Source organism: Bradyrhizobium sp. ISRA464 (assembly GCF_029910095.1).
Lineage (GTDB): Bacteria > Pseudomonadota > Alphaproteobacteria > Rhizobiales > Xanthobacteraceae > Bradyrhizobium.
In genome coordinates this window covers 6,644,203-6,656,676 of sequence record NZ_CP094526.1, presented here as the reverse complement: position 1 = coordinate 6,656,676, position 12,474 = coordinate 6,644,203, and the positions used below count along the sequence as shown (strand labels likewise).

9 protein-coding genes are annotated in these 12,474 nt (G+C 59.0%); 5 read left to right on the top strand and 4 right to left on the bottom strand.

Annotated features, from left to right (window positions below; translation table 11 throughout):
• Positions 1-1,008 precede the first annotated feature (1,008 nt).
• Positions 1,009-1,170: a hypothetical protein gene (locus MTX19_RS30995; RefSeq protein WP_280985013.1), complete on the bottom strand. Its 162-nt coding sequence runs from the start codon at positions 1,168-1,170 to the stop codon at positions 1,009-1,011.
• Between MTX19_RS30995 and MTX19_RS30990 the strand changes: the two genes are divergently transcribed.
• Positions 1,091-4,135, top strand: coding sequence for an efflux RND transporter permease subunit (locus tag MTX19_RS30990; RefSeq protein WP_280984928.1), 3,045 nt, complete (start codon positions 1,091-1,093; stop codon positions 4,133-4,135). The genes MTX19_RS30995 and MTX19_RS30990 overlap by 80 nt on opposite strands.
• A 573-nt stretch (positions 4,136-4,708) precedes the next feature.
• On the opposite strand, the gene MTX19_RS30985 is transcribed toward MTX19_RS30990, so the two are convergent.
• Positions 4,709-4,879, bottom strand: coding sequence for a hypothetical protein (locus MTX19_RS30985; RefSeq protein ID WP_280980676.1), 171 nt, complete (start codon positions 4,877-4,879; stop codon positions 4,709-4,711).
• A gap of 861 nt (positions 4,880-5,740) precedes the next feature.
• Positions 5,741-7,096: an MATE family efflux transporter gene (locus tag MTX19_RS30980; protein WP_280985626.1), complete on the bottom strand. Its 1,356-nt coding sequence runs from the start codon at positions 7,094-7,096 to the stop codon at positions 5,741-5,743.
• Between MTX19_RS30980 and MTX19_RS30975 the strand changes: the two genes are divergently transcribed.
• On the top strand, positions 7,073-8,002 hold the full coding sequence (locus MTX19_RS30975) for a hypothetical protein (protein ID WP_280985625.1): 930 nt from the start codon (positions 7,073-7,075) through the stop codon (positions 8,000-8,002). The genes MTX19_RS30980 and MTX19_RS30975 overlap by 24 nt on opposite strands.
• A gap of 184 nt (positions 8,003-8,186) precedes the next feature.
• Here MTX19_RS30975 and MTX19_RS30970 read toward each other — a convergent pair whose 3' ends face one another.
• A complete protein-coding gene (locus MTX19_RS30970) occupies positions 8,187-8,870 on the bottom strand; it encodes an isochorismatase family cysteine hydrolase (protein WP_280980672.1) in 684 nt (227 codons plus the stop codon).
• A 353-nt stretch (positions 8,871-9,223) separates the two neighbouring features.
• Between MTX19_RS30970 and MTX19_RS30965 the strand changes: the two genes are divergently transcribed.
• From MTX19_RS30965 to eutC, 3 genes are all read left to right on the top strand, one after another.
• Positions 9,224-9,502 (top strand): hypothetical protein, encoded by a 279-nt coding sequence (locus MTX19_RS30965; RefSeq protein ID WP_280980671.1) that lies wholly within the window; start codon positions 9,224-9,226, stop codon positions 9,500-9,502.
• 983 nt (positions 9,503-10,485) lie between these two features.
• Entirely contained in the window at positions 10,486-11,472 is a 987-nt protein-coding gene (gene eutB, locus MTX19_RS30960; protein ID WP_280980670.1) for a hydroxyectoine utilization dehydratase EutB, read from the top strand.
• On the top strand, positions 11,472-12,464 hold the full coding sequence (gene eutC, locus MTX19_RS30955) for an ectoine utilization protein EutC (RefSeq protein WP_280980669.1): 993 nt from the start codon (positions 11,472-11,474) through the stop codon (positions 12,462-12,464). The genes eutB and eutC overlap by 1 nt, the downstream gene beginning before the upstream one ends.
• Positions 12,465-12,474 lie beyond the last annotated feature (10 nt).

Genomic DNA, 12,474 nt, shown 5'->3' with positions numbered 1-12,474 from the left:
GGCGATCCTGCAGGTGGTTCTTCCACAGGCCAGGCGCGCGTTGCAAAGCGATTTGGCGACAATCTACGAGGCCGTCACGGCGGCGGTCACGGGCCCCAGTCGGCATCCCAAGCGCTAGAGCATTTGTGGCGAGCTGGCTACCGGTTCGCGTAAATAAGCTGCGTCAAAACAAGAATTGAGAGCCTCGGTTTCTGATTCAATCAGAGCCAAAGATGCTCCAGAATGCATGTGTGTGACCATTGTGTGGATGCCGCCCAGCAAGCCGGTCGAGTTTACGGATCACGAGGACGGCGAATCTTGGAGGCTCGATCGAGGTCGAAAATGATGAACCATCCAGCCCCCTCAGCGAGAAAGACAGGACGACGGAGTATCAATACAAGCCCGTGTCAGTTCGAAGCGGCTCGTTCGCCACGCTGTATGAACAGCTTTTCGCCTGCGTGACATTACACGTCGTGCGCGGCTTACAGCCTCGTCGCGCGATCGACAAACCTTGGTATAGGTTTTTGCAAACCGCTCTATATCGCGCGCTTACCTTTGTAGAGTTGAGCCGCCCGTCAACCTGCTTGTAGTTTCGACGTCGAAGCCGGATCACGTCAAGGCAAGTGCCGAATCGGCACAAAGCCTTCAGCCGACCCGGTATGATTGCTGGAAGTTCTTGCTCGCCATGGAGGCGTGGACACGAAGTTAGATGCAAATACGTCGAGCCAAGGTCCGAGTTGAGGGTCCATCAAAACACCGCTTCGTTGCTGTGGAAGCCTGATCCGGTGATTTCGGGCTTAGGTTCTTGCCACGGCTCGTTACGTGCTCTTCGGCTTTACCATGCCAAAGCATCGACCTTCGAAGTGGTCACCAGATGGCCATCTGATCGCGCTTTGAGGGGGAGCGCGTTGGTCGAGAGTATGAGCCTTTAGGGCCACCGATTCCGCTTTCTCATGCGACGGGCCTTAGCAGCATCGCTGCATTGAGTGACCGTAGCCGTAGCCTGACTTGCTGGCGAGTTTGCGTCAGTTATTTGAATGCGAGCGTTGCGATGGCATTTACCGAGCTTTTCATCAAACGTCCGGTGTTGTCCATCGTCGTCAGTCTCCTGATCCTGCTGATCGGCTTTCGCGCGGCCACCGTTTTGCCGATCCGGCAATATCCCAAGTTGTCGAACACAGTCGTCAACATCACGACATCCTATCCGGGCGCCTCCGCCGACATGATCCAGGGGTTCATCACCACGCCCCTGGAGCAGGCGGTCGCTTCTGCCGAGGGCGTCGACTACATTACGTCCTCCTCGGTACTCGGCACTTCGACGATCCAAGTCTATATCAAGCTCAATTTTGATCCTAACGAGGCGCTCACCGAGGTGCTCTCCAAGGTCAACTCGGTCAGATATTTGATCCCGAAAGAATCGAACGATCCGGTCGTCACCAAGTCGAGCGGTCAGGCCACGGCTGTCATGTATGTCGGCTTCTCCAGCGAGGAACTGACGGCCAGCGCGATCACCGACTATCTCTCTCGCGTGGTGCAACCGATTATGTCGACCGTAGACGGCGTCGCAGCGGCAGACATCCTGGGTGGCCAGAGTTTTGCGATGCGGCTATGGCTCGATCCTGCAAAAATGGCGGGGCGCGGCGTGTCGCCGGCTGACGTTTCGGCTGCAATTTCCGCCAACAACTTCCAGGCCGCGGCCGGCCAGGTCAAGGGCCACTTCAATCTCTTCGATGTCACGGCCAACACTGATCTGCGCAATGTCGACGACTTCAAGCGCATAGTCGTCAAGGCCAAGGACGGCGGCTTTGTGCGCATGGAGGACATTGCGACCGTCGAGCTTGCCGCGCAGAGCGCTGACGCCAGCGTTGCCATGAATGGTGAACACGCGATTTTCATCGGCGTTCGGGCAAGCCCGCAGGGCAATCCGCTGAACATCGTGCGAGGCGTTCGAGCTCTGTTTCCAGACATCGAGCGCAACCTGCCGCCATCGCTGAAGATGAAGGTCGCCTACGACTCCACCAAGTTCATTCAATCATCGATCGATGAGGTGGAGAAGACGCTCATCGAGGCTGTCGTGATCGTGGTGCTGGTGATCTTCCTCTTCCTGGCCTCGCTGCGGAGCGTCATCATTCCTGTCGTCACCATTCCACTGTCGCTCGTTGGTGCTTGCAGCATGATGCTAGCGCTGGGGTTTTCATTCAATCTTTTAACCCTGCTGGCGATGGTGCTTGCGATCGGTCTTGTGGTCGACGACGCGATCGTTGTGGTGGAAAACATTTATCGCCATCTGGAAGACGGCGCACCGCCCTTAGAGGCCGCTACAAAGGGGGCGCGCGAGATTGTCGGCCCTGTCGTCTCCATGACGATGACGCTCGCCGCCGTATACGCGCCGATCGGCTTTCTTGGCGGCCTCACCGGTGCGCTGTTCCGCGAGTTTGCGTTTACGCTAGCGGGCTCAGTGATCGTCTCGGGCGTGATTGCGCTCACGCTGTCGCCGATGATGTGCTCGGTCTTTCTCACGAACGCGGAGGAGGGGCGATTTGCAAGGGCTGTAAACCGCACGTTCGGCGCCATGACGCGCTGGTACGGCCGCAAGCTCGACCGCTCGCTCGATTATTCGCCGATTACCGGGCTGTTTGCGCTAACCATGTTGGGCCTGGTCGGCTTTCTCTATCTGCATACCTCCAAGGAACTGGCGCCCGAGGAGGATCAGGGCATCGTCTTCGCGCTGACCAAGGCGCCAAAATACGCCAATATCGATTACCTCGACTATTATGGCGCCAAACTCGACACGGCGTTTAAGAAGTTTCCCGAGACCGACTTACGCTTCATGCTCAACGGTATCAACGGGTCGCAGGCCGGTTTGGCGGGCATGTTGCTCAAGCCTTGGGACGAGCGCAAGCGATCATCAATCGCGTTAAAGTCGCAGGTTCAGGCTGAGCTGTCCAAAATCGAAGGTGTCAACGCATTTGCCTTTAGCTTGCCGCCGCTTCCGGGCGGTTCCGATGGCTTACCTGTGCAGATGGTGATCAACTCGACGTTCGGTTTCCAATCCGTCTATGAGCAGATGTCGAAGCTGAAGGACGCCGCGCGCAGGAGCGGCCTATTCGCGGTGAGCGACTCTGACCTCGAATTCAACCAGCCGGTGGCGCGAATCAAGGTCGATCGGTCCAAGGCCAACGACCTTGGCATCACCATGCAGAGCATTGGCAGCGCGCTTGCGACGTTACTCGGGGGAAACTACGTCAATCGCTTCAACCTGCAGGGCCGCTCCTACCAGGTGATCCCGCAGGTGCCGCGCGCGAGCCGCCTGACGCCGGAATCACTCGGGAGCTACTATGTGAAGGCTGCAACGGGTTCGATGGTGCCGCTATCAACCCTGGTTTCCATCGAGACCGGGACCGATCCGAATGCACTCACCCACTACAATCAGCTCAACTCCGCAACCTTCCAGGCCGTCCCGATGCCCGGCGTCACGATCGGCCAGGCCGTGGACTTCCTGGACGGGGAGGCAAAGAAGCTGCCCGCGGGCTTCAGCCACGACTTCCTTGCTGACGCCCGCCAATATGTCCAGGAGGGTAGCCAACTTGCGATCACTTTTGCATTTGCACTCATCATCATCTTCTTAGTGCTGGCGGCGCAGTTCGAAAGCCTGCGCGATCCCCTCATCATCATGATCAGCGTGCCGATGGCAATCGTCGGCGCCTTGATCCCGCTATTCTTTGGCGCGTCGACGATGAACATCTACACCCAGGTCGGGCTCCTGACACTGGTCGGGCTGATTTCCAAGCACGGTATCCTGATGGTCGAGTTCGCCAATGAGCTGCAGCTCAAGGAGAGGTTAGATCGCCGCTCGGCGATCGAGATGGCGGCGCGCGTCCGACTCCGTCCAATCCTGATGACCACAGCGGCGATGGTTACGGGGCTCGTACCTTTGTTGACCGCAACGGGGGCTGGCGCCGCAAGCCGCTTTTCCATCGGGCTCGTGCTTGTCGCGGGCTTGTTGATCGGCACGCTGTTCACGCTTTTCGTGCTGCCGGCGGTCTATGTCGCGATCGCGTCCGATCACCGCGCCGATGCGAGTGCCGACCAAGCCATGAACGGCGCCGGCCGCGACCGCACCGAGGCAGCTGAGGCTCGCCTGGCCGGGCCATGACGCTGACAATGAACCCGGGTTTGTTCGCTCGATTGCTGCTCGAGGGTAGGGGCGCTTCGCCGACGGCGTTGATTTGATCGCGCGCAATCGCTGCGATTGGTGGCGAGGACGTAAAGGATCATCCGCAGCTGACGCATGTCGTCTCGATCTATTCGGTCTAAGGCTCTCCCGAAATGAAGGACCACATTACCCGGGAATAGGGCCCCTTCATCGTGCCGGCGTGTAGAGCGACGGAAGTCTGGAATAGTTTGGCGGTCCTTCCGCGTCGAGATCCTGCCGCCCGGGGTGCCGAGCGTGACCGAAATGAGGCGCTTGGCGAAGATCGCGTTTGCGATCGGCGCCGCTCCAACGAGCCGACTGTTGTCATCCGGCCGGTCGGACAGGGGCAAAGGCTATCGGCTTCCGCCACGCTGAGTTGCCGTTCATCCACGGTCATGCAACTTGCAAATGTGACCTCGACGGAGCAGAGGCCGAGAATACATGGCTCTGATCAAATCGAGCGGCGTTGCCGTTTCTCTCTTGGCTCTAGAAGGAGAATTGTCCAATCGCTCAATCTTGTGGTCCAGCGGAACGCTATTCGCGCGCGGCAAGTTCAACGACCGTGGCCATATCGAGGATCCGGCCGGCGAGGTCCTTGATCAAGACCTCGTTGCCAGCTTCGGCGAGTTCTTGGGCCTTGGCGAGAGCTTGCTTTGCTGAGGAAACGACAACTCCGATGGCGCTGTTGCCGTTCTTCGAATACACCTGATATCCTACGCTGCTCATCATCCGCTCGCTGACGATGGCTTCTAACGTCTTTCCAGATCGCCGCCTAGTGCAAACGAGCCACAACTCGTAACCACAGAGAAAGACGGAAGGCTCCCGTATCACAGGTGCGCCTGCGAGCCGGCCGCTAGCAACCGCAATGTTCATTCGACTGGATCATCCACTTGGTCACGACATGTCCACTTCGTCGCGCCTCGCGTCTCGATGTGGCAAGCGCACGAGATGGCTTTCCGGCCGCGAAACGTGCATAGAGCGGTCACTGTCGCTCAAGTCTTCCGTGATGTCCGCGCAAGAAGCGACCCGCCGTCCACCGCATCGCATAAGATAGGTCGATACGGTACGTTTGCGCCGAGCCTAGCGAGCTTCCATGACATGCACTCACGGGAAAGGATGGACAAAATTTGCTTGCAAGCTGCGCACCAGCGAAACCTCACTCTCAGATCGCGCAGCTCGTGGCGTGTCGGTGCTCGATGGAGGTCCGGGCTTGATCGATCCCACCCGGCGGCAGGCCTGTTCGATCGGGCTAAGTGGAAGAATCGAAGCAAATGGCTACTAGGGTTGGCGTCCTGGGTCCACTGCCAAGCGGCTCAACTCTTTGTTCGCGAGTGACGACTGTATGTCAAAAGTTGCAACGCGCTCACCTGGCGATCTCTAAGCCGGAATGACGGACTGCCGTGACGTCGCCTCGGAATGATCAAAGAGAGTGCGCTTGCGAGCTGTCGGAGCGGCGTCGATGGCAGTTCGGGCTAGAGCCATACTGCAAAGAAAATGAACGATCTCAATGCAGCTTTTATCGATTTGTCCGCGTTGCCGCAGCATTCATTTTCGAAGAATGGGCACTTAAGGCTTTGAACTCCCGAAAAAGGGCTGGAACGACCGCTCGGTCATATATCGGCTCTGAGCAGCAAGCCTGTTCGCCAGCAGCTGGAAGCGCACGACGACGGGTACGGCGTAGACCATCGTCCCGATTGATAAGCCAATCCAGACACCAGTGGCGCCAAGGCCGGCCTTCAAACCGAGCACGTAGCAAAGCGATGCGCCGATCAACCAATAACCCGTTGCGGCGAACACAAGCGGAACCCGCGTGTCTTTGAGTCCGCGCAAGCTGCCTGAGGCAATGCTGTGCATTGCGGCCGGGACAAAGGAGCTCGCGGCAACCAAAAGCAGACGTGCCGCAAGTTCGATCGTGGCATCGCGATCAGCGGCCGATTTGCCCAAGAAGAACTCCGCGATCGCAAAACGCGCAGTGATCACCACAAGTGCCGACATTGCGGCGATGACAATACCTAGGCACAGGGCCGCAAGACCTGCCCGCTTGATACCGGCACAGTCATTGCGGCCAAGGGCTTGACCAATCCGCACCGTTGCCGCCATGCCAATGCCCAAAGGAATCATGAACACGATCGCGGCAGTCTGGAACGCGATCTGGTGGGCGGCAATGGCCCTGGCGTCAATCACACCAATCAACAGCGCTGCAGCAGGAAAAAGTCCTGATTCCATCACAAAGGCGATCGAGCTCGGTGCGCCGATCCAGATGAGCTGCCGCATCAAAACCCAGTCGAAATGCCAGAAACGGGCAAGCAGGTGATAGGCGCGGAAAGGACGACGCATTGTGACGAACCACAAACCGGCCAAGAACGTCGTGCAGTTCACCAGCGTCGTCGCAAGACCTGCACCGAACAGCTCCAGCCGTGGTAGGCCAAGCCTCCCCTGAACAAATAGATAAACCAGTAGCCCATTCACGGGGATGGCAGCGAGCATGATCCACAAGATCGGCGCGGGCCGGTTGGCCGCGCCCAAAAAACAGCGGATGGCCTGAAAGCACAGTGCCGGCGCCACGCCCCAGGCCAATCCGAACAGATATTGCTGAGCGCGCCGCGCCGCATCCGGCGCTTGCCCTGCTGCAAGAAGGACTTGTTCGCCATGCAGTGCGAGCGCCATCATCGGAACGGACAACAACAGGGCGGCCCACAACCCCATGCGCAGCGAGCGCCGCAGCACGCCTAGATGACCTGCGCCAAACGCCTGCGCTGCAAGCGGTGCGATTGCCGCCAGCAGGCCGATGCCGATGTTGATGCTGATGAAATAGACAGTTCCCGCCAGTGCAGCCGCGCCGACCGCCTCAGCCCCGAGACGTCCAATAAAGGCAAGATCAGTCGATACCATCACGATATGCCCAAGCTGCGTCAGCGCCATCGGCAATGCGAGTTCAGCGCACTGGCTGAGCTCAACGGCGAAGTGGCGGCGGGCGGCCGCTGGTTCAACTCCGGGCCGCGACGGGAGGCGGTTTCTTTCGGCGAACTCATCCATGGGAAACCTGCCCGTTTGTCTCGGCCGAGAAAAGAGTTCCTGTTCTCTTGGAGGAGCGCGTTCTTGTGCGACGAGCTGGTGAGGGGGCACGATAACCCGCAGACGCAGGTTGCAAGCCTTGTCTGGCTGTTCACAAACGAGGCGCTCCGTTGGCTTGAATCGTGCTATTTCGCCCGAGGTATCACGCTTTCAGCGCCCACTGATGCGATCAGCTGCTTTGCAGTGACCGGCGCCTCGACCGGCGCTTGTCCACGCGCGCAAGGCAGGAGGCAGGTGGCCGGTACGCCGAGCCTGTGCGATCAGCGCGAAGGCCGCCGTTTACCGCGATCCGCCCCTGATCTATCGCCATCGCACGATCGCGCGCAGGTGCGCGATGAGACGGATAGCGACATCGAGGCAATCAAAATCGCCCATGATGCTGGCGGTGAAGCGACAGGCCATAATCTCATAAGTCACTATGCGACTCCCCGAGCAAGCGATGCTGGATGGTACTGCCTCTTCAAGGCTCGTGCCAATTGCGTGGGCTTGATTTGGGAAGGCAATCTTCCGCGCGGACGTGTCGTGGGCCCGACATGTCGCAATGTCGACAGCCGGCTTCAAACATATCCGATGAAAGTGTACCTCTTCATTGGCGTATCTGCGCCTCAGGTTCGCCGTCCGACCCCGATACACGTCGACGCGCTCCTGATGGTGGACCTCGGTTGCTCGGTTGATCTCGCAGCTGCTCGAGAGGTTGAAGCCGGACGCCCGCGCCGATCCCTCGAGCAATTGCTTCCGCCAGCTGTCTTTTAGCCTGAGCGAGGCGGTGAGCGTCGCTCCATTGCACATAAGCACGCGTTGCCTGCAGCATGCCACTGATCGCCGGACCGGCTCCCACGTGCCACGCCCGGAGGCCGCTCAGCAAGCCGAGCGCCGACGATGCTCAGCAACAAGATCGAGGATGGCTAAAGGTTCGTCTTCAATCCGCCGGTGCACGCTAAGTCGGGGCCTCTGCCGCCGCCCCACCTATGCCGGCGACCGAGATCTCCGCGATCAGTGCGTCCGTGGGAACCAAACGGCAATACCCCTTGATGACTCGTAGACTGTTGTCGTGGCGCTCCTGGGTATAAGTGGCGCAGGCATCTGGCACGAGCGTGACGAGATAACCCAAGTCGCAGGCGTCGCGGACTGCAGAGTCCACGCACTCGTCGGTCACGAGACCGCATAGCACGAGCTGCTTGACCTTAAGGTTGCGCAGCAGGTAATCGATATGGGTCGATACAAAGACGCTTGAAGATGATTTCGGCAGCACGATCTCGTCGTCGCCGGGCGCGATCTCGTCGATCACTTTTCCGTCCCACGAGCCTTTCGGGACGTTATAGCCGACGATCTTGTAGCTGAGGCTTTGATCGCGACCGTCCTTGGTGAGGCTTTCGATCGTCGTGTAGAGCACCTCAATGCCTGCCATGCGGAACGCTGCCTGCAGCCGCTGCATGTTAGGGATCGCGACCGACCTCAAGCGATCGAAATAATAGCCATACTTGCCGGCGATATCGGCGTCAGGCACGTCCTTGAACTCGCCGCCATCGCGTCGAACACAAAAGTTCTGCACATCAATAAACAATAGCGCCGACTCTTTCGGCTTGAGTGGGATCTCACGCGTCGTCGGAATATCATCCATGGGTGGGGTCTTTCGCTTTTGTGTCGAGCAATACCTTGGCGATCAAGCCGGCCCACAGCGCTGCCATCGGCTTCGCCAATCAGAGCGTTGCGGATCTCAAGCAGGTACAGGAAGATCACGCGCTTCGCCGTGCATCGGAATCGTGTAATCGCTGATATCATCGACCAGATACGGCAAGGTCGTGGGTATACCGACGGCCGCGCGACGAGCCGGTCGGCGGGAGGCCTCCTGATGGAACGGTTCGTGGATTTTCGCACAGCGTTGACGGCGATAGCTCTCGACAGGCCCGGGTTGCCTGGAACGGTCCTGCCGGCATTCACCTCTGGAATGCAGTCCAGCGCGTCGAAGGAACGGTGACAGTCGACAACGAGCCGGCGGTGGTTTTGCAGAACGAGCGGCGCCTCGCGCCGGGCCGCAAGATGACACGCCACACCCTCAGTGCCGATCTCACAGGCGACATGCCTGCGCAGTTCGGCCGCAGGCGGATTAAGGGTCTCGAACCTCGTGGTGATGACGGCTCCCGCGTGGTCGCAGATCAGGACAACGTCCGCTCGTCCGCTGGCATTGACCATTTCGACTGGCGACGGGTCGATGGGCGAGAGCACAATCGCCGAGGTGTTTGCATGCTGTGACATGGCCTGTCGGATGGGACCCACCAATACTGAACGACTTGCAGGGACAAAACTATCAGATTAAGCGGCTTGATTGGCGTCATGGCTCAGGATCGGAGAGGCAATGCGCTTGCTAAGCGCAAATCGACAACCTTGCTCCTGACGGAGGTGATGACGAACGAGGTCGCCACGGTTCTGGATTGTGAAACCGCGCGGCGAGGCGATTGACGCAGATAGCGCCTCCAGGAATCCTTAAGGATCAGAACAGACTAACCCTGTTGCCGCGCTCGCAGCGTAGCAGGTGGGTTTTCGATCCAAGCAAGATGGAGAGAGCCGAACCGCTATAAAATCAGTCCGATTTTCCGAGACCGCACCACCATGTCCGATGGGGGATCTCTGCGAGTCGTCTCCGCGTGGTCAGAGTTGCGAACTAGCCCAACCCAGCCGCGGATTGGGCTTGTGCAAAGCCGCGTCCTGGTAATCCAGCAAGACCCGTCGTGCGTGACACAAAACTTCGCATGGTCCCACGGATCGCAGAATTTCGGCTGAGTAAGGCCTTACAATGATGAAATTCATCTTCGAGGCGAAATAATATTTGCGAGGTGGATGGAAACGCCAATACGTAAGGGAAACAATTGAGTCGCTTTGTAAGTCGCACGCGTCCCATGCAGGAAAAGCTCGCCAACCCTCGTCCTCGGAACCCGGAATTCCAGGTAGCGCCGCCCGAGTTATGGCGCGAACCTTGCGTCAGGTGAGGGGCTTGGTCGGTGGAGTTGACCGGCGGCAATACCAAGATCGAGCCCATCTGAAGCCGTTTCCAAGCCGAGACCGGAACCAGAATGGCTCGATCGCCGGCGATCCACCTCCGTTCAGATCTATCTTATCTCTGCTCAGATGAAGTTGCTGGCGACTAACAGAGGCCAGACTGCGCCGATCGAAAGCAATTGCAATCAGAGCGCAACATTGGGCCATGGCGGCCACATCTACTTGACGGAAGATTATCTATGATCGATCTCTCTGCTATTGAGGATGCGCGCAGCCGGATCGTCGGCCACATTATTCCAACACCACTTGTACGCTCGCCGACGCTCTCAGACATTTGCGGCGTGCCGGTCGGTCTGAAGCTTGAGCATCACCAAACGACAGGCAGTTTCAAGCTGCGCGGTGCGAGCAATGCTATCCTCAAGCTTACCGAAGCCGAGCGGGCATCCGGGGTCGTCTCCGTCTCGACCGGCAATCATGGCCGGGCGCTGGCATATGCCGCCCGCGCCGTGGGTTCGCGGGCGACGATCTGCATGTCGCGGCTGGTGCCGGAGAACAAGATTTCCGAGATCCGGAGCCTCGGTGCGGACGTGCGCATCATCGGAGAGTCACAGGACGAGGCGCAGGATGAGGTCGAGCGTCTGGTGCGTGAAGATCGGCTCGTTTTGCTGCCTCCCTTCGATCATCGGGATATTGTTGCCGGACAGGGGACGATTGGTCTCGAGATCGTCGAAGCGATGCCCGATATCGCCGCCGTGCTCGTGCCGGTTTCCGGTGGTGGACTGGCTGCCGGCATCGCAGCAGCCGTCAAGGCCTTGCGGCCAGATGTGAAAGTCATCGGGGTTAGCATGCAATGCGGCGCGGCGATGAAGGCGAGCCTCGACGCTGGCCGACCGGTCCAGGTGAAGGAAGTCCGCAGTCTCTCCGATGCATTGGGCGGCGGCATTGGCCTCGACAACAAGCTGACATTCGCGATGTGTCAAACTTTGCTCGATGATTTCATCTTGCTGAGTGAGAGTGAGATCGCGGCCGGCATCCGCCATGCTTATGAGAAAGAACGCGAAATCCTAGAAGGTGCCGGCGCGGTCGGGATCGGAGCGCTGCTCGCCAACAAGGTCGCTGGATTGCGCGGACCGATCGCTCTCGTGCTTTCCGGTCGCAATATCGACATGGAGCTGCATCGCCGTGTCGTAACTGGGATGAGCAAGCCGCTCGGGGAAGATGGCTGATGCCGAAAATGAAGATTCTGACGGAGCGCGAGCTGCGGCAAATCGTGCCGCTCGACCTTGTGGCAGTTCAATGCATCGAGTGGGCATTCCATTCGCTCGCCACCAAGACGGTAACGATGCCACCCATCCTGCGGCTGGATATTAGAGAACATCGGGGCGAGGTTGACGTCAAAACGGCCTATGTTCCGGGGCTTGATGGCTTCGCTGTCAAGATCAGCCCTGGCTTCTTTAATAATCCAAGGATCGGTCTGCCGAGCACCAATGGCATGATGGTGCTACTTTCCAGCAAAACGGGTTTGATGCAAGCGCTATTGCTGGACAATGGCTATTTGACCAATGTGCGCACCGCCGCCGCAGGCGCTGTCGCAGCAAAGTATCTCGCGCGCAAGGACGCCTGTGTTGCTGCAATCTTGGGTGCTGGAATTCAGGCGAGGCTACAGCTGCACGCGCTCACCCTGGTTCGGCCAATTCGTCAGGCTCGCATCTGGGCTCGCAATGCGTTGAGGGCTGAAACGACAGCGCGCGAACTATCGGTAGAGCTCGGATTTCCTGTAACGGCACATCCGGAACCGATAATGGCAGTGGCCGGCTCCGATGTCATCGTCACGACGACACCGGCCGACCGACCGATCCTGAGTGCTGCATGGTTGGAGCCCGGACAGCATGTTACAGCGATGGGATCGGATGCCGAACATAAGAATGAGGTTGATCCGAATGCGATTGCCCGGGCTGATCTCTACGTCGCAGACAGCCTCAAGCAGACGCGCCTACTTGGCGAACTGCACCATGCTATTGCAGCGAGCACGGTCCCCGCCGATACAAGCTTTCCTGAACTTGGAGAGATTGTTGCCGGCTCAAAAATGGGGCGTCTGAGCGAGACGCAGATCACGATCGTCGATCTCACTGGGACCGGCGTCCAGGACACGGCGATCGCCTCGTTGGCCTTGGCGCGAGCGGAAGCTGCAGGTGTTGGCTCGGCGTTCGAGAGCTAAGTAACGGCCG